Consider the following 16,749-nt stretch of genomic DNA (forward strand, 5'->3'; position numbering starts at 1 on the left):
ACCCAATGAGCAAGACAGCCGACACCGCCACCGCGATGCCCGCGCGTGCCTCCGTACCTTCACCGCTCGCGGCCCTGCAGCCGGAAGGTTGGCCCGTCCCGAGGGGCTATGCCAATGGCATGGCCGGCGAAGGGCGGATGGTGCTGACCGGCGGCCAGATCGGCTGGACGCCGGATGGCGTCTTCCCGCCCGACTTTCTCGGCCAGATTCGCCAGACGCTCGAAAACGTCGTGGCGGTCGTCGGCGCGGCCGGAGGCGGTCCGGAGCATATCGCCCGGCTGACTTGGTACGTCACCGACATCGACGCCTACCGGGAATGCCTGAAGGAGCTGGGCCCCGTTTACCGCGCGGTCATGGGCCGCAACTATCCGGCCATGGCGGTGGTTCAGGTGGTCGCGCTGGTCGAGCCGGAGGCGAAGGTCGAGATCGAGGGAACGGCCATCGTGCCGGTGTGACCGGCTCCGCAGTTTCCACAAGGCCCCTTGATCGCATCGGGCGGCGAAGGCAGGGTGGCACGCCAAGTCACCCTGCCGCCGGAGCGCCTTTGCGATGAACGTTCTCGATGCGCTCGACAGCCGCTATTCCTGTCGGGCATTCCGCCCCGATCCGGTGCCGGAGCGTGTCGTGCGCGAGATTCTGGTCGCTGCCGGCCGTGCTCCTTCCGGCGGCAACCTTCAGCCCTGGCACGTCCATGCGCTGACGGGCGCACCCCTGGCTGCTCTTCTCGACGATGTCGAGGCAAGGATGCAGGAGATGCCGCGCGGCGAGACGCCGGAGTACCGCATCTATCCCGCAGACCTGAAGGAGCCTTATGCCTCTCGCCGGTTCCAGGTGGGAGAAGCGCTCTACTCTGCGCTTGGGGTCTCCCGCGAGGACAAGGCGGGGCGCGGCCGCCAGTTCCGCAGGAACTTCCGCCTCTTCGGCGCGCCGGTCGGCCTTTTCATCTATCTGGACCGCTCCATGGGCCCGCCGCAATGGGCCGATTGCGGGATGTTCCTGCAGTCGGTGATGCTGGCGGCCCGGGCGCATGGGCTCCACACCTGCGCCCAGGAAGCCTGGGCGCAGTGGCACGGAACGGTCGCGCGCCACCTTCGTCCGGATCCCGAACACATGCTGTTCTGCGCCATTGCACTCGGGCATGCGGATGCTGCGGCGCCGGTCAACCGCTGGAGGAGTGACCGTGCCCCGGTCGGGGATATTGCGAGCTTCAGAGGGTTCTAAACGCACGCTTGTGCTGGCTTTCACCCTGTGGATAGACTTCTGCATCTCCAAAAGGAGTGCAGTCCGCCGTGACACCTGCCGCCTACCGACCGGATGTTGATGGCCTTCGCGCCGTAGCTGTCCTGTCGGTGGTGGCGTTCCACCTCAATGCAGATTGGTTGCCCGGCGGCTTTGTCGGTGTCGACATTTTCTTCGTCATCTCGGGCTATCTGATCACCGGCATCGTCTGGTCGGAACTCGCGGCCGGGCGGTTCTCGCTCAAGACCTTTTACCAGCGCCGCATCCTGCGCATCGTGCCAGCCTATTACCTGGTGCTCGCCGCAAGCTTCCTCGTCGCTGCGCTGGTGCTGATGCCGGTGGAGTTCGATGCGTTCTCCATGTCTGCACGGGCGTCCGTGCTCTTTGCCGCCAATTTCTGGTTTGCCCAGCGGATCGACTATTTCGACCAGGCGTCCGAACAGGATCAGCTGCTGCATTTGTGGTCGCTGGCGGTCGAGGAACAGTTCTACATCGTCTTCCCGCTGCTCTTGACGTTGCTCGTGCGCTTCGCTGGCACGTCGTCACGCAGGGCTCTATTGCTGGTGCTCGTACTGGGCGCAGCCTCGCTCGCCGCCAGCATTGCCATGGCGGTCGTTGCTCCGCGCGCGGGCTTCTTCATGCCGTATACGCGGGCCTTCGAGCTGATGATCGGCGCGCTGCTCGCCATATCGGGAGCGGGCACAAGGCTTTCGCCTGCCGCTCGAGAAGCCGCCGGAGCACTCGGACTTGCGCTGATCGCAGGGTCCTTCGTCCTGCTGTCCGAGGAATTGGCTTACCCCGGAGGCTGGGCATTGCTGCCTTGCCTGGGGGCCGGGCTCATCATCCTGTCCGGCACCGACGGCCAGCCCCGCGTGACTGCCGCCCTGCGCTGGCAGGTCAGCATCGCCATAGGCCTCGGTTCCTATTCCCTCTATCTTTGGCACTGGCCGGTGATCGCCTTTGCCCGCACCCTCGGGCTCGATCCCGCTGCGCCAGCAACCACAGCCTCGCTCCTCCTGCTGATGGCGGTGCTTTCGGCGGCGACCTGGCGCTTCGTCGAGCAACCTGTCCGGAGCTGGCGGCACAAGGAGGCTGCGCGCGCCTTCGGTCTTTTCGCCGGTCTCTCGCTGGCGACGCTGGCGGTAACCGTCGTGGTGGAGGCGACCGACGGACTGCCGCAACGTATCCCGCCGCGCGTTGCCGGGCTGATGGCCGCGAACGAGGAGTGGCGGACGAGCGACCGCCTCGCCTGCATGAGCCGTTGGAGCGACGATAGCTTCGATCTTGCCGAACGTGGGCAGTCCGACAGCCCGTGCCGACTGGGGACGGGGGAGAGGCGCGCAAGCGTGGTGCTTTGGGGCGATTCCCACGCCGCCGCCCTGGCGCCGGGTGTCGATGCCGCGCTGGCCGAGCTCGAGATTGGCGGACTTCTGGTTGCCAAGGCCGGTTGTCCGCCGCTGGTCGATCCGCGTATCGGGGGCTCCGAGCTGGACGGCACATGCCAGCAATTCACGACCCGGGTGCTGGACGGGATCCTCGCAGTCCGCCCCGATGCGGTGATCCTTGTCGCGCGCTGGACGCTCATCGCTGAAGGCGGTACGGGCGTGGATCTTCGCTTTGCGCCACCTCTCTCCGCATCGTTGCGCCGCGAGCGTCTGAAGGCGTTTGAGGAAGCCGCCGAGGCTCTGGCTGTGCGGCTCGATCAAGCCGGCATTCCGGTGATCCTGGTTCACACGGTGCCTGAACCGGGCATCAATGTACCCTCGGCAATCGCCGTGTCGGATCGTTTCGGCTTTGCAGAGCCTGTCGGGCCGGAGCGCGAAGCGGCTCTTCTGCGCCAGCATGCGACCCGCGCGGCGTTGGACCGGGCGGCAAGGCGCCACGACTGGCACGTGGTCGACCCGCTCGATGTGCTGTGCAGCGTCGGTGGCGCCTGCAGGATCGAGGCTGCGGGCGAGCCGCTCTATTTCGACTCCAACCACCTGACGGTGCGCGGTGCCGAAACGTTGTCGCCCGACCTGGCCGAGGGGCTGGCACCGCTACTCCGCCGCAACTAGCGGGACGAGCTGTCGTCACTGCTCCGCGGCGGCCTTTTTGCGGGCGCGGAAGACATCCGTCTGCACGCCGGCGATGCCCCAATTCTCCAACTCCACCTCGTCGATCACGACGAAGGTGGTCGCGGGATCCTTGTCGAGCACCTCGACGAGGAGATCGGTGACGCCGGCTATCAACCGGGCCTTCTGCTCGCGGGTGACGCCTTCACGGGTCACCTTGATATTCACGTAGGGCATGGAAACCTCGTTGGTCTCAGGCCGCCGCGTCGCGTGGCCGGGTGGTGTAGTCGAACACCTTGGCGGCGATCAGCCAGCGGCTGTCGATCTTCACCAGCGACAGGAAGTCGGTGAAGAAGCGCTCGCCGATCGAGCTACGCACCTGAGCAAGTGCGGCATGCGGTCCGGCGAAGGCGATGGCGACGACTTCCCCGTCTGCCGCTTCGCCGCGCGAGGCGGGCGAGGGCCGGGTGGCTACGATCGGCAGATAGCGATCCATGGTCCAGAAGCGGACGTCGCCATCGGTCGTGGCGGCATAGAGGGCATTTTCATGAAACAGGCTGCCGAGCGAAGCCGCGTCGCTGCGGTGCAAGGCATCGTGATAGCGCCCGCAGAGATCGAGAATGGCGGTGAAATTCGCGGTTTCAGTGGGTGTCATCAGAGGGCTCCCATCCTGACCTTTCCGGAAGCGACGGACAGGCAATCTGCCCGCCGCTCCGATATGCTTGCAGGAAACCGCCTGTTCAGGCGGCCTTGAGCAGGCCCTCGCGCTCCAGCGCATGGCGGGTGGCCGCGCGGCCGCCGGCGCGTGCCTGGAAGGCCTTCACGTTCGGGAACTCGTCGAGCGAGATGCCGACGAAACCGGTCCAGTTCAGCACGGTGAAGAGATAGGCATCGGCGACCGAGAACGTGTCGCCCATCAGGTAGGAGCGGCCGTCGGCGAAGATCGGCTCGAAATGCGCGATCCGCTTGCGCGCCTTCTCGACCGCCGCATCGCGGGCGGCGCCTTCCGCGCCCTGGAACAGCGGCCCGAAGGACTTGTGCAGCTCGGCAGAGATGAAGTTCAGGTGCTGGTGCAGCTGCGTGCGCTCCCAGGAGCCGGGTGCGGGTGCCAGGCCGGAGGCCGGGTGCTGGTCCGCGAGATACTGCAGGATCGCGGCGCCCTCGGTCAGCACGTTGCCGTTGTCCAGCTCCAACGCGGGAACGTAGCCGTCCGGGTTGATCTCGAGGAAGTCGCGCCCACTCGCCGTCTTCTTGGCGGCCGTATCGACGCTTTCCACGTCGAAGGACAGGCCCAGCTCGTTGAGGACGATATGAGTGGCGAGCGAGCAGGCGCCCGGCTTGTAGTAGAGCTTCATGTTTCAATGCTCCCATATGTCTGACCGTCCGGTTGTGTCCGGAGCGGAACATGTTGCTGCGGTTGATCGCGGCGTCTTCGGCATCTAGGAAGCTTTGGTTACCTTTGTAAACCTGCAAACCTTGTGTTACGGGAGAATGAGATTTCCGACTGGTAACCCGTTCCCGTTTCGCTTTGGCGTGCAGGAATAGAACCCGGCATTCGTTCGCCGGGGAAGGCAGGCATGGCCCTCAAGATCCGAAAGAACCAAAGCCCTCCGCCGCCGGAGGGCTGCCCGCTCAGCCACTGCATGGAGATCCTCAAGGGCGCGTGGACACCGAACGTGATCTGGTGCCTGGCGGCCGGACCGCGCCGGTTCTCCGAGCTGCGGCTGGACATTCCGGCCGTCTCGGCAAAGGTGCTGACTGCACGGCTCAGGGATCTGGAAAAGAAGGGCGTGGTCGCGCGCGCCGTGCGCCCGACATCGCCGCCGTCGGTGGAATATTCGCTGACCGATCTTGGCGCAGAACTGCTGCCGGCGATCCGTGCCATCGTCGAGGTGTCGCACAAACTGAAGATGCGCAACAGGCAGAGCTGCCTCGGCAGGGACGCGCAGCTGGACGCTGCCGAATAGAGAAGACGGGCGCGGAACCGCCGCGCCCGAATTCAGGTGTCGTGCTGCCGGTCAGCTGGCAGCGGCCATCGCCTGCAGCTTCTGCCGGGCGAGGCGTGTCACCACGTTCTGGATGATCCGGTGGCCGGCATCCTGGTCGAGCGACATGATCGACTCGGGATGGAACTGCACTGCTGCGACCGGCTCGCTTTCGTGCTCGATAGCCATGATCACCCCGTCATCGGTCTGCGAGGTTATCCGGAAGCCGGCCGGCAGCTTGTCCCGTCTTGCGTGCAGCGAGTGATAGCGCCCGACCGTCACCGGCGAGGCGAGCCCCTCGAACAGCATTGAGCCTTCGGTGAAGGAGACGGGCGAGGGCTTGCCGTGCATGGGGATGGCGAGCTGGGCGAGTTCGCCGCCATAGGCCTCCGTCAGCGCCTGCAGGCCGAGGCAGACGCCGAAGATCGGCAGCCCGCGTGCCCGCGCCCGGCCGATGGTCGCCGCGCAGTCGAAGTCCTTCGGGCTGCCGGGACCTGGCGACAGCACCACCAGGTCCGGTGCTGCGTCGTGGAACACACTGTCAGCAACTGGCGAACGATACGTGACTACTTCGGCGCCGGTTTGCCGGAAGTAGTTGGCGAGCGTGTGGACGAAGCTGTCCTCGTGGTCGACGAGCAGGATCTTCAGCCCCTTGCCCGGTTGGGCGGCGAGCGGATCGAGCTTGCGCTCGCGGGCAAGCCCGGCCTCGCGTACGGCAGCGCGCATGGCCTCCGCCTTCAGCTCCGTCTCGGCCTCTTCCTCCTCGGGCACGCTGTCGTAAAGCAGCGTCGCGCCGGCGCGGATCTGCGCGACGCCGTCCTTGATCCGGACGGTGCGAAGCGTCAGGCCGGTGTTCATGTCGCCGTTGAACAGGATCGCGCCGATGGCGCCGCCATACCAGGCGCGCGGGCTTTTCTCGTTGCGCTCGATGAACTCCATCGCCCACCGTTTCGGCGCGCCGGTCACCGTCACCGCCCATGTGTGCGACAGGAAGGCGTCGAGCGCGTCGAGATCGTTGCGCAGGATGCCCTCGATGTGGTCGACCGTATGGATCAGGCGGGAATACATCTCGATCTGGCGCCGGCCGATCACCCGGACGGAGCCCGGCACGCAGATGCGGCTCTTGTCGTTGCGATCGACGTCCGAGCACATGGTCAGCTCGGCCTCGTCCTTGGCCGAATTCAACAGCTTGCGGATCTGTGCCTCGTCCTCGATGGCGTTGCGGCCACGCCGGATCGTGCCGGAGATCGGGCATGTCTCCACGCGCCGCCCGGACACACGCACATACATCTCCGGACTTGCGCCGACGAGATACTCGGCATTGCCCAGGTTGATGAAGAAGCCGTAGGGGGACGGGTTGATCTCCGTCAGTCGCCGGCTCACGGCGGAGGGCGCTGCCGGGCAGGCTTCGTAGAACACCTGGCCGGGGACGGTCTCGAACAGGTCGCCGCGCCGGAAATAGTCCTTGGCGGCGTCCACCAGCTTCGCGTATTCGCCGGGCTCATGGTCGCCCCGCCCGGGGTCCTCGTTGGCCGGGCGATAGGCCTCCTTCGATCCGCCGCGCGGCAGGTCGGCGGTGCTGATCCCGTCGACCTCGAAGTCGTAGCTTCGCACATGTGCCTTGCGGCCGTAATGGTCGACCAGCAGGATCTCGTCCGGCAGATAGAGCACCACGTCGCGCTGGTCGTCGGGGCGGGCGAGCACCAGTTCGATAGGCTCGAACTGGAACGCGAGATCGTAGCCGAAGGCGCCATAGAGGCCGAGATGGCCGTCGTCGCAGGCAAACAGCGCGCTGATCGCCCGGATCACCGAGAAGACGGAGGGTTGGCGCGAGCGTTCTTCCTCGGAGAAGGCGCGGGTCGCGGGACGGACCCTCAAGGTGAGCAACTCGCTGTCGCGTGCGAGCCCCTCGACGTCCTCATGTGCGGCAAGGCAGCGCTCGACCGCAGGCAGCAGCAGGCGTCCGCGCTCGTTCAGCGCCTCGACGCGCACGTTGGACCCGCGCGATTCCAGCACCAGCGGCGGATTGACCAGCGCCATGTCCCAGCGGGTATAGCGGCCGGGATATTCGTAGGAAGAGGAGAAGACCGCACCGCGCTCCGCATCCAGCCGGTCTATCCAGGGGGAGGTGCCCTGTTCGTAGTCGGCGGCCCGCGTCACGACGCTGATGCCGATGCCTCCCTTCGTCACGAAGGTCTCTTCGCGTCCTGTCTGCATGTCCGTCTTCCCTGCCTCCGCTGGCCGCGATCCTCCCGGCCGGACATGACAAAGCCGCCGGCGGGACCCCGCGGCGGCTTTGTGAAACTCCTCGAGTGACGTTACGTCACGCGCTGTCGTTCGCCGCCTGTTACCAGGAGCGCCACCACCAGCCGTTGATCGTCGTCGTCATCGTCATGCTCTTGTCAGTAGCGCATGCGTGCTCCCGCCGCAACGGCGAAAGTCGCCGGGCCGGCTCGTCACGCGCCGGCAACGAAGCGACCCAGCCGAACGGCGGTCTGGCCTTTCACCGGTCGCCGGTTCGGCATGATCAGCACCGTGCGGTCTTCCGGCACGGTCACGGGCGTATCGCCGTCATGGGCAATCACCGTACCGGCCTTCTCGATCACCTCCTGCCCGACATAGTCGTCCACGAAGCGGAAGGCATCGGTCATGATGGTCACCGGCTCGATGATCTCGATGAAGCTCTGAGCCTTCGGCGTGGGGAAGTGCGCAAGTTCGTCGGTAAAGGCGTTTTCGGCAACGGCGCCCGTCACCTGCAGGAAGCGGAGAGTGGTCTCCAGCGCCACATCGGCGCTGGCCGCCTCCCAATGCTGGCCGCACTCCACCAGCAGCGCGTTCTTCTCGCTTGCCGGGTCGCCGAAGCCCGCATAGTCGCGCATCCGCTTGCCGGCCGCGTGGCCCTCGTCGCTGACCACCAGCGCCGGCGTTCCGACGGCACGGGCAAGCGTGCGTCCCTTGGTCAGCGGGCCGGCGATGTAGAGCGGTGCCGTCGCGCTCTGCATCGAGTGGATGTCGAGCAAGAGGTCGACATCGTCGATGAAGGGACGCAGGTCCCTGGCACGCTTGCGCTCCAGCGTCTCGCCGCCGCCGAGCGTCTCCGGCTGCCACAACCGGTTCATGTCCTCGTCCGCCCAGCGCGAGGTGAAGGGATCGGCCGGGTCGAAGCGGTCATAGGCATCCAGGTTGATGAACGCGAGCGAGAGCTTGCCGCGCACCGGGCGGACATCCTTGCGGAACAGCCAGTCCAGTGCGATCGGGCCGCACAACTCGTTGCCGTGCACCACCGCCGTCACGGCCACATGCGGGCCGGCGACGCCGCTGTCGAAGGTGGTGACGCCCTCGATGCCGGTATTGCCGGCGCGATAGGGGGTGATGTCGGTTTTCGACAGTTCGACAGGCGGAGTCTGGGCGGTCATGGCGTCTCTCGGCGAAGGTGGTACGGAAAACGGTGGTTCAGCGGGCGGCTTCCTCGATCAGCCGGTCGAGGAAGGCCTCGCACTTGGCGAGTTCCGAGACGGCGATGAACTCGTCCGCCTTGTGGGCCTGCTCGATGGAGCCGGGGCCGATCACCACGGTCGGGATCGCGGCAATCTCGACGAACCGGCCGCCCTCGGTGCCGTATGCCACCTTGGCGTGGTCGTTGCGCTCGGCCAGCCGCTTGGCGAGGCGGGTCACATCGGCATCGGCCGCGGTGTCGAGACCGGGGAAGCTCGAGATCTGTTCGAAGGCGATGCCGGTTTCGGGCGCACGCGCCTTCATCTCCGGCTCGATCTCCTCGTGGGCAAAGCGCATCACCTCATCGACCAGCGCATCCCCGTCCTCGCCGGGGAGCACGCGGAACTCGAAGGCGAATTCGCAATGGTCCGGCACGATGTTGAGCGCCGTGCCGCCGGAAACCGTGCCGGTATGGGCTGTCGTCACCGGCACGTCGTAGAGCGGATCGCTCGGCCCTTCCGCGAGCTCCATTCCCATCTCGCGCACCTTGAGGATCAGCCGCGCGGCATGGTCGATGGCGTTGACGCCCTGCGGGGCCAGCGAGGAGTGGCAGGTGCGCCCCGTCACGATGGCCCGGTAGGAGCGCTTGGCCTTGTGGCCGATGATCACCTGCATTTCCGTCGGCTCGCCGACGAAACAGGCTTCCGGCAGCGCGACGGTCTCGACAAGCCGCTCGATGAGGCTCGGCACGCCCTTGCAACCCACTTCCTCGTCATAGGAGAAGGCGAAGTGGATCGGCTTCGCAAGATCACGCGCCAGCATGTCGTCGACTTTGGCGAGGCAACAGGCGAGGAAGCCCTTCATGTCGCAGGCGCCGCGCCCGTAGAGCAGGCCGTCGCGCTCGGTCAGCGTGAAGGCGTCGCTGGTCCAGCTCTGGCCGTCCACCGGCACCACATCGGTGTGACCGGACAGCACATAACCGGGTACGTCCTTCGGCCCGATGGTGGCGATCAGGTTCGCCTTCTCGCCGGTCTCGTCCGGCACGCGCGTCGTGGCGATCCCGCGTGCGGCGAAGAACGCTTCGACATGGGCAATCAATGCGAGATTGGAATTGCGGCTTGTCGTGTCGAAGCCGACAAGGTCCTTCAGGATGCCGGCCGAGCGCGGGGCAGCAGGCTGGAGCATGCGATTTCCTTTCCTTGCGGCCGCTCAGGCCGGATGCGAGTAGGCGTCGACCGGAACGGCCCGGCGCGCATGTTCGATGAAGCGCTGGGCGATCGGCGAGACGCGCCCGGCGGGAACGAAGAACTGGGTGAGGTAGTCGACCCTCGGCGAGAAGCGGCGGAACACCACGCCCTCGAGCGGACGCAGGCTCACCGGGAACGGGTTCACCAGCCCGATTCCCATCCCCTCGCGCACCAGTTCGCAAATGGCGATGCTGGTTGCCGTTTCGGCACGGATCTTCCGCTCGATGCCGCGTTCGGCGAAGATCCGGTCGTAGACGTTGCGCTGGTGGAAGCGGCGGGTCAGCGCGATGAAGGATTCTCCGGCAAGGTCCTCCGGCACGATCTCGTCCCGGTGCGCAAGTCTGTGGTCGACCGGAATCGCGGCGTGGGCGATGGCCTGTCGGAACGGATACATCTTCAGGCCGTCATGCCGCACTCGGCCGTCGCTGATGCCGAGATCTGCGTTCTCGTCGGCGACTGCCGCCGTGACGTTGGTCGACATGCCGATTTCCAGATGCACGGAGGCTTCCGGGTTTTCCTTCAGGAAACCGGGGATGAGCCGCGTCATCAGCCTGTGGGCGAGGGTGGGCGGTGCTGCGATCCGCAGCCGCTGGGCGTTGAGGTCTTCGGTCTCTGCCGCATCAAGGCGGGCGAGCGTCGCGAAGATCGGTTCGATCTGCTCGTTGAATGCCAGCCCCTCAGAGGTCGGCAGGATCTTGTTTCCGTTGCGGTGGAAGAGCTGGCGATTAAGCCGCGCCTCCAGCTGGGCGATCGCACGGCTGACGGCCGGCTGGGATATCCCCAGCCGATGTGCCGCCGCCGTCGTCTTGCCTTCGGAGATGACCGCTCGCAGCACCTCCAGCTCGCGAAGCGTCAAGCCGCTGCGGTTGAGACTGTTGGCAGCTTGCCGGGCCGGGGCCTCGTCCGTAACCTCTGTATTTGCCATGGGAATAGCATTATGCGTTTGAGTTATCGTTTTTCGTTTGTCGATTATATAAACGCATAATAGCCTTTCCCACAAGCCGCCGGGGCGATCGACCTCGAGACAAGGCACCAGCAGACGGGGACCACTCGATCCCGCCCCGTCTGGAAAAATCCAGAGGGGATCCAGAGGGGAGTTACCTGATGAAGTCTGCAAGGACGCCGCTCGCGCGCGCGCTCATGGGGGCGGCTTGTGCCGTTGTCGCCTTCTCCGCGCCCGCGGCCGCCGAGGATCTCGTGATCGGGCTCGATTCCGAGGCGACCTCCATCGATCCGCATTTCCATAATCTGGGACCGAACAACCAGCTCGGCTTCATGATGTTCGACCGCCTGGCCAATCCGGACGAGCGGCAGAACTTCAAGCCGGGCCTTGCCGTCTCGTGGAAGCCGATCGACAGCACCACCTGGGAGTTCAAGCTGCGCGAGGGCGTGAAGTTCCACGACGGGTCGGACTTCAATGCCGACGACGTCATCTGCACCTTCGAGCGCGCCCCCAACGTGCCGAACTCGCCCGCCGGTTTCGATACCTACATCAAGGGCAAGACCTTCGAGAAGATCGACGACTTCACCGTGCACGTGAAGACGGAGGCTCCCTATCCGGTCATGGTCAACGACCTCGGCAACGTCGCCATCATCTCCAACGAGACGGGCTGCAACGGCACGACCGAAGCCTTCAACTCGGGTGAGGCGGCTGCCGGCACCGGGCCTTACAAGTTCGCCGAATACGTGCCGGGCGACCGGATCGTGCTGGAGGCCAACCCGGACTACTGGGGCGAGAAGCCTATCTGGGACAAGGTCACCCTGAAGCCGATCAAGTCCGGCCCTTCGCGCGTCGCCGCTCTTCTTGCCGGCGATGTCGACATCATCAACGGCGTGCCGACGACCGACATCGAGACGCTGAAGGGTCGCGACAACGTGGCCCTCTCGCAGGGCGTTTCCAACCGCGTCATCTATCTTCACCTCGACCACTTCCGCGAGAACTCGCCCTTCGTGAAGGCGAATGGCGGCGGCGACATCAAGAACCCGCTGCAGGACCTGCGCGTGCGTCAGGCGATTTCCAAGGCGATCTCGCGCGAGCTGATCCGCGACCGCGTTATGGAAGGGCTCGCCATTCCCGCCGGCCAGCTGCTGCCGGAAGGCTTCTTCGGCGTTTCGGAGAAGCTGAAGGCCGAAGCCTACGATGTGGAAGGCGCGAAGGCGCTGCTCGCCGAGGCCGGGCTGCCGGACGGCTTCGAACTGACCATCCACGGGCCGAACGACCGCTATCTGAACGATGCCAAGATCGCCGAGGCCATCGCCCAGATGCTGACGCGGGCGGGCATCAAGACGGCCGTCGAGACGATGCCGCGTTCGGTCTACTTCACCCGTGCGTCCACCGGTGCGGACGGCCTGCCCGAGTTCTCGCTGATCCTCGTCGGCTGGGGTGCCGGTTCGGGCGAGGCCTCCTCGCCACTGCGCGCGCTCATCGCCACCTTCGACAATGACAAGGGCATGGGCACGGCCAACCGCGGCCGCTACTCCAACCCCGAGGTCGACAAGCTGATCGAGGATGCGCTGTCCGAGGTGGATGACGAGAAGCGCGCAGGCTTGCTGGCCAAGGCGACCGAAGTGGCCATCGGCGATCTCGCGATCATCCCAATCCACTACCAGGTCAACACCTGGGCGAGCCGCAAGGGCCTCAAGTACATCCCGCGCACGGACGAGTACACGGTCGCCTATGGCGTGCTGAAGGACTGAGCGGACAGCCTCTGCCGCCGGCGTCGAGCCGGGGCAGGGGCACCCGCAATTTCCTGTCGCGATGAACTGGCCGGTAGGGGCGGGCTCCCGCCCTTGCCGGTCGTCGCTACCGCCTTTCCTGTCCAGCCCATGCCGCAAGGCCGGGAGACCGCCCCATGAGCGTCTTCATCCTCCGCCGCCTCCTGCAGAGCGCGCTGGTCATGGTCGCCATGGCCATGATCGTCTTTTTCGGCGTCCATCTGGTCGGCGATCCGGTCTACATGTTCGTCACGCCGGACATGGACCAGCAGGATATCGAGAACGTCACGCGGGCGCTCGGCCTCGACAGGCCGATCTGGGAACAGTTCTGGCTGTTCATGGTCAACGCGCTCACCGGCAATCTCGGCCAGTCCTTCATCTTCGGCGAGCCGGCGCTCGGGCTGATCATCCAGCGCATGCCGGCGACGCTGGAGCTTGCCTTCGCCGCCTTGCTCATGGCGGTGGTGATCGGCATCCCCCTCGGCCTCTATGCCGGGCTGTATCCCGACAGCCTCGCCTCCAAGGCGATCATGGCCGGGTCCATCGTCGGCTTCTCGCTGCCCACCTTCTGGGTCGGGATCATGATGATCATGGTCTTTGCCGTGATGCTCGGCTGGCTTCCCTCGACAGGGCGCGGCGATACCGTGGATGTCTTCGGCATCCACCTGTCGTTCCTGACCCTCGACGGGCTGCGGCATCTGGCGCTTCCGGCGCTCAATCTCGCGCTGTTGAAGATCTCGCTGGTGATCCGCCTGACCCGCGCCGGCACGCGCGAGGCGATGCTGCAGGACTACATCAAGTTCGCCCGCGCCAAGGGCCTCTCGCGCTCGCGCATTGTCGGCGTGCACCTGCTGAAGAACATCCTGATCCCGGTCGTCACGGTTCTCGGCCTCGAGTTCGGCTCGCTCATCGCCTTCTCGGTCGTGACGGAGACGATCTTCGCCTGGCCGGGCATGGGCAAGTTGCTCATCGAGTCGATCCAGCAGCTCGACCGGCCGATCATCGTCGCCTACCTGATGATGATCGTCTTCCTGTTCGTCGTCATCAACCTGGTGGTCGACATCCTCTATTCGGTCCTCGATCCGCGCGTGCGGCTCGGCGATCGCGGCCAGTGAAGGCGGATCCCATGGCATCCACGGAAACTCCGGCGGGCGGGGCGACGCCCGTCCGACGCGCAGCCGATACGCCGTTCCGCCGCTTCCTGTCGGACTTCACCGACAGCTGGCTCGCCGTCGGTGCGGCGGTGCTGCTGGCCGTCATCATTCTCGCGGCGGTCCTCGCGCCCTGGATCGCGCCTCAGAACCCTTACGATCTTGCCGTCGTCTCGATCTTCGACGCCCGTCTGCCGCCGGGCTCGCAGAGCATGGACGGCGTCACCTTCTGGCTCGGCACGGATGGCGCCGGCCGCGACCTTCTCTCGGCCATCATCTATGGGCTGCGCATCTCGCTCTCGGTCGGCGTCGCCTCGGCCATCATCGCGCTCACGGTCGGCATGATCGTCGGTCTTCTTGCCGCCTATGCGGGCGGCCGGACCGAAGGATTGATCATGCGCATCGTCGACATCCAGCTGTCGCTGCCCGCCGTGCTGATCGCGCTGATCCTCCTTGCGATCCTCGGCAAGGGCATCGACAAGATCATCATCGCGCTCGTCATCGCGCAGTGGGCCTATTATGCGCGTACGGTGCGTGCCTCGGCGCTGGTCGAGCGCCGGCGCGAATATGTGGAGGCTGCCGCCTGTCTCGGCCTGTCCCATGCGCGCATCGTCTTTCGCCACATCCTGCCGAACTGCATCGCCCCGCTGATCGTCGTCGGCACCGTGCAGACGGCGCATGCCATCGCACTGGAGGCGACGCTGTCCTTCCTCGGCGTCGGTCTGCCGCAGACCGAGCCGTCCCTTGGGCTGCTGATCTCCAACGGCTTCGAATACATGCTGTCCGGCAAGTACTGGATCGCCGTCTTCCCGGGCGTGGCGCTGCTGATCACCATCGTCACCATCAACATTGTCGGCGACCAGCTCCGCGATGTGCTGAACCCGCGGCTGCAGAAATGAGGGCCGCATGACCCGCGAAACCATTCTCGAGGTCCGCGACCTGCGGACCCACTTCTTCACCAAGGCCGGCGTCGCCCGCGCTGTCGACGGCGTCTCCTTCTCGCTCGCCCGCGGTGAGGTGCTCGGCCTTGTTGGCGAAAGCGGATCGGGCAAGACCGTCACCGGCTTTTCGCTGATGGGCCTTGTTGATCCGCCTGGCCGTCTTGTCTCGGGTTCGATCCGCCTGGGCGGCGAGGAATTGGCGGGTCTGCCCGAGGAGGGATGGCGACGGCTGCGCGGCCGTCGCATCGCCATGATCTTCCAGGACCCGATGATGACGCTCAATCCGGTCCTGCGCATCGATACGCAGATGATCGAGGCGATCCGCGCCCATGCCGGCGTGTCGCGCGAGGCGGCCCGCGAGCGGGCCCGTGAGGCACTTGCCCGTGTCGGCATCCCCTCGCCGGACGAGCGGCTCGCCGCCTATCCGCACCAGTTCTCGGGGGGCATGCGCCAACGTGTCGCCATTGCCATTGCGCTGCTCAACGAACCGGAGGTGATCGTCGCCGACGAGCCGACCACCGCGCTCGACGTCACCATCCAGGCGCAGATCCTCTACGAGGTGCAGAAGCTGTGCGCCGATACCGGTCTTGCGATGATCTGGATCACCCATGACCTTGCCGTTGTCGGCGGGCTCGCCGACCGGGTGGCGGTGATGTATGCCGGCCGCATCGTCGAGCAGGGGCCGGTCGATGCCGTTCTCGATGCGCCGTTCCATCCCTACACGCATGGGCTCATCGGCTCGGTGCCGAGCCAGAACCGTCGCGGCGAACGCCTCACCCAGATCCCGGGCATGGCGCCCTCGCTGTTGTCCCTGCCCGAGGGGTGCAGCTTTGCCGCCCGCTGTCCGCGCGCCGATGCCGCCTGCACGGTCATGCCGGAGCTGAGCGAGCTGGAGGCAGGCCGTCTCGCGCGCTGTCACCATCCGCACCGAACTCTCGAAACCGCCAGGGGAGGTGCCGCATGAGCGCCGCGCCGCTTCTTGCTCTCGATGCCGTGTCGAAGCGCTTCGTGCGCCGTCTCGATGCGGCCGAGAAGATCGTCAACCTGTTCGGGGGCAACCGGCGAGAAGAGGTCGTTCACGCCGTCGACAACGTCTCGCTGAAGATCGCCGAAGGCGAAGTGGTCGGCCTTGTCGGCGAGAGCGGCTGCGGCAAGTCCACCCTTGGCCGCGTGGTCGCCGGGGTACATGCCCCAAGTGCGGGCCGCGTCCTGTGGCGCGGGCGCGACATCGAGAGCCTGTCCGGGGCAGAGCGGCGCGAGGCCACTTTGAAGATCCAGATGATCTTCCAGGACCCCATGTCCTCGCTCAATCCGCGCATGCGGGTGCGCGACATCGTCGGCGAGGCGCCGCGTGTGCATGGCCTGGTGTCGAGCGGCGAGGTTGCCGACTATGTCGACCGCATGCTGCTGCGCGTCGGCCTCGATCCCAGTTACAAGAGCCGCTATCCGCACCAGTTTTCCGGCGGCCAGCGCCAGCGCATCGGCATTGCCCGGGCGCTGGCCGTGCAGCCGGATTTCCTGGTCTGCGACGAAAGCATCGCCGCGCTCGATGTCTCCATCCAGGCGCAGGTGCTCAATCTCTTCATGGACCTGCGCGAGGATCTCGACCTCACCTATCTTTTCATCTCCCACGACCTCGGCGTGGTCGAGCATCTCGCCGACCGGGTGGTGATCATGTATCTCGGACGTGTTGTGGAAAGCGCCCCGGCCGCTGAGCTCTTCGCCGATCCGAACCATCCCTATGCCAGGGCGCTTCTGGAGGAGGTGCCGCGCATCGACACGCGCAAGCGGGTGTTCCAGCCGGTCAAGGGCGAGATCCCGTCGCCGCTCTCCCCGCCGTCCGGCTGCCATTTCCATCCGCGCTGCCCGCATGCGAAGCCGCGCTGCCGGGAGGAGGCGCCGGCCTTGCGCGAGATTGCGCCGGGCCGCGTCTCCGCCTGCCATCTCAACGACGGGTGAGGCCATGGCCGGGGCGATATCGG

16 protein-coding genes are annotated in these 16,749 nt (G+C 66.1%); 9 read left to right on the forward strand and 7 right to left on the reverse strand.

Annotated features, from left to right (window positions below; genetic code table 11):
- Positions 1–5 precede the first annotated feature (5 nt).
- From GH266_RS21625 to GH266_RS21635, 3 genes are all read left to right on the forward strand, one after another.
- The gene (locus GH266_RS21625) at positions 6–455 is read left to right on the forward strand and encodes a RidA family protein (protein ID WP_158195680.1); all 450 of its coding nucleotides are present in this window, start codon (positions 6–8) and stop codon (positions 453–455) included.
- A 94-nt stretch (positions 456–549) separates the two neighbouring features.
- A complete protein-coding gene (locus GH266_RS21630; protein ID WP_158195681.1) occupies positions 550–1,221 on the forward strand; it encodes a nitroreductase in 672 nt (223 codons plus the stop codon).
- Positions 1,222–1,289: 68 nt separating this feature from the next.
- A complete protein-coding gene (locus tag GH266_RS21635; protein ID WP_158195682.1) occupies positions 1,290–3,296 on the forward strand; it encodes an acyltransferase family protein in 2,007 nt (668 codons plus the stop codon).
- A 15-nt stretch (positions 3,297–3,311) separates the two neighbouring features.
- Here GH266_RS21635 and GH266_RS21640 read toward each other — a convergent pair whose 3' ends face one another.
- The 3 genes from GH266_RS21640 to gstA all read right to left on the reverse strand — a co-directional run bounded on the left by GH266_RS21640 (position 3,312) and on the right by gstA (position 4,648).
- On the reverse strand, positions 3,312–3,530 hold the full coding sequence (locus tag GH266_RS21640; RefSeq protein WP_067341390.1) for a tautomerase family protein: 219 nt from the start codon (positions 3,528–3,530) through the stop codon (positions 3,312–3,314).
- Positions 3,531–3,546: 16 nt separating this feature from the next.
- The gene (locus tag GH266_RS21645) at positions 3,547–3,948 is read right to left on the reverse strand and encodes a nuclear transport factor 2 family protein (protein ID WP_158195683.1); all 402 of its coding nucleotides are present in this window, start codon (positions 3,946–3,948) and stop codon (positions 3,547–3,549) included.
- 85 nt (positions 3,949–4,033) lie between these two features.
- Positions 4,034–4,648, reverse strand: a complete 615-nt coding sequence (gstA, locus tag GH266_RS21650; RefSeq protein WP_158195684.1) for a glutathione transferase GstA — start codon at positions 4,646–4,648, stop codon at positions 4,034–4,036.
- A 288-nt stretch (positions 4,649–4,936) separates the two neighbouring features.
- Here gstA and GH266_RS21655 point away from each other — a divergent pair, with 288 nt between their 5' ends.
- On the forward strand, positions 4,937–5,260 hold the full coding sequence (locus tag GH266_RS21655) for a winged helix-turn-helix transcriptional regulator (protein WP_244953733.1): 324 nt from the start codon (positions 4,937–4,939) through the stop codon (positions 5,258–5,260).
- A gap of 51 nt (positions 5,261–5,311) precedes the next feature.
- On the opposite strand, the gene GH266_RS21660 is transcribed toward GH266_RS21655, so the two are convergent.
- From GH266_RS21660 to GH266_RS21675, 4 genes are all read right to left on the reverse strand, one after another.
- Positions 5,312–7,495: an anthranilate synthase gene (locus GH266_RS21660; protein WP_158195686.1), complete on the reverse strand. Its 2,184-nt coding sequence runs from the start codon at positions 7,493–7,495 to the stop codon at positions 5,312–5,314.
- Between the two features lie 239 nt (positions 7,496–7,734).
- Entirely contained in the window at positions 7,735–8,694 is a 960-nt protein-coding gene (locus GH266_RS21665) for a M14 family metallopeptidase (RefSeq protein WP_158195687.1), read from the reverse strand.
- A 37-nt stretch (positions 8,695–8,731) separates the two neighbouring features.
- The gene (argE, locus tag GH266_RS21670; RefSeq protein ID WP_158195688.1) at positions 8,732–9,898 is read right to left on the reverse strand and encodes an acetylornithine deacetylase; all 1,167 of its coding nucleotides are present in this window, start codon (positions 9,896–9,898) and stop codon (positions 8,732–8,734) included.
- 24 nt (positions 9,899–9,922) lie between these two features.
- Positions 9,923–10,885 (reverse strand): LysR family transcriptional regulator, encoded by a 963-nt coding sequence (locus GH266_RS21675; protein ID WP_158195689.1) that lies wholly within the window; start codon positions 10,883–10,885, stop codon positions 9,923–9,925.
- Positions 10,886–11,064: 179 nt separating this feature from the next.
- Here GH266_RS21675 and GH266_RS21680 point away from each other — a divergent pair, with 179 nt between their 5' ends.
- From GH266_RS21680 to GH266_RS21700, 5 genes are all read left to right on the forward strand, one after another.
- On the forward strand, positions 11,065–12,657 hold the full coding sequence (locus GH266_RS21680; protein ID WP_209001504.1) for an ABC transporter substrate-binding protein: 1,593 nt from the start codon (positions 11,065–11,067) through the stop codon (positions 12,655–12,657).
- 155 nt (positions 12,658–12,812) lie between these two features.
- A complete protein-coding gene (locus tag GH266_RS21685) occupies positions 12,813–13,790 on the forward strand; it encodes an ABC transporter permease (RefSeq protein WP_158195690.1) in 978 nt (325 codons plus the stop codon).
- 11 nt (positions 13,791–13,801) lie between these two features.
- A complete protein-coding gene (locus GH266_RS21690) occupies positions 13,802–14,725 on the forward strand; it encodes an ABC transporter permease (protein WP_158195691.1) in 924 nt (307 codons plus the stop codon).
- 7 nt (positions 14,726–14,732) lie between these two features.
- Positions 14,733–15,731, forward strand: a complete 999-nt coding sequence (locus GH266_RS21695) for an ABC transporter ATP-binding protein (protein WP_158195692.1) — start codon at positions 14,733–14,735, stop codon at positions 15,729–15,731.
- Entirely contained in the window at positions 15,728–16,726 is a 999-nt protein-coding gene (locus tag GH266_RS21700) for an ABC transporter ATP-binding protein (protein ID WP_158195693.1), read from the forward strand. The genes GH266_RS21695 and GH266_RS21700 overlap by 4 nt, the downstream gene beginning before the upstream one ends.
- Positions 16,727–16,749: the final 23 nt, after the last annotated feature.

Source organism: Stappia indica, assembly GCF_009789575.1.
Taxonomy (GTDB): domain Bacteria; phylum Pseudomonadota; class Alphaproteobacteria; order Rhizobiales; family Stappiaceae; genus Stappia; species Stappia indica_A.

Coding starts and splice junctions, on each gene's coding strand:
- GH266_RS21625 (WP_158195680.1), top strand. CDS start 6: ATGAGCAAGACAGCCGACACCGCCACCGCGATGCCCGCGCGTGCCTCC.
- GH266_RS21630 (WP_158195681.1), top strand. CDS start 550: ATGAACGTTCTCGATGCGCTCGACAGCCGCTATTCCTGTCGGGCATTC.
- GH266_RS21640 (WP_067341390.1), bottom strand. CDS start 3,530: ATGCCCTACGTGAATATCAAGGTGACCCGTGAAGGCGTCACCCGCGAG.
- GH266_RS21645 (WP_158195683.1), bottom strand. CDS start 3,948: ATGACACCCACTGAAACCGCGAATTTCACCGCCATTCTCGATCTCTGC.
- gstA (WP_158195684.1), bottom strand. CDS start 4,648: ATGAAGCTCTACTACAAGCCGGGCGCCTGCTCGCTCGCCACTCATATC.
- GH266_RS21655 (WP_244953733.1), top strand. CDS start 4,937: ATGGAGATCCTCAAGGGCGCGTGGACACCGAACGTGATCTGGTGCCTG.
- GH266_RS21660 (WP_158195686.1), bottom strand. CDS start 7,495: ATGCAGACAGGACGCGAAGAGACCTTCGTGACGAAGGGAGGCATCGGC.
- GH266_RS21665 (WP_158195687.1), bottom strand. CDS start 8,694: ATGACCGCCCAGACTCCGCCTGTCGAACTGTCGAAAACCGACATCACC.
- argE (WP_158195688.1), bottom strand. CDS start 9,898: ATGCTCCAGCCTGCTGCCCCGCGCTCGGCCGGCATCCTGAAGGACCTT.
- GH266_RS21675 (WP_158195689.1), bottom strand. CDS start 10,885: ATGGCAAATACAGAGGTTACGGACGAGGCCCCGGCCCGGCAAGCTGCC.
- GH266_RS21680 (WP_209001504.1), top strand. CDS start 11,065: ATGAAGTCTGCAAGGACGCCGCTCGCGCGCGCGCTCATGGGGGCGGCT.
- GH266_RS21685 (WP_158195690.1), top strand. CDS start 12,813: ATGAGCGTCTTCATCCTCCGCCGCCTCCTGCAGAGCGCGCTGGTCATG.
- GH266_RS21690 (WP_158195691.1), top strand. CDS start 13,802: ATGGCATCCACGGAAACTCCGGCGGGCGGGGCGACGCCCGTCCGACGC.
- GH266_RS21695 (WP_158195692.1), top strand. CDS start 14,733: ATGACCCGCGAAACCATTCTCGAGGTCCGCGACCTGCGGACCCACTTC.
- GH266_RS21700 (WP_158195693.1), top strand. CDS start 15,728: ATGAGCGCCGCGCCGCTTCTTGCTCTCGATGCCGTGTCGAAGCGCTTC.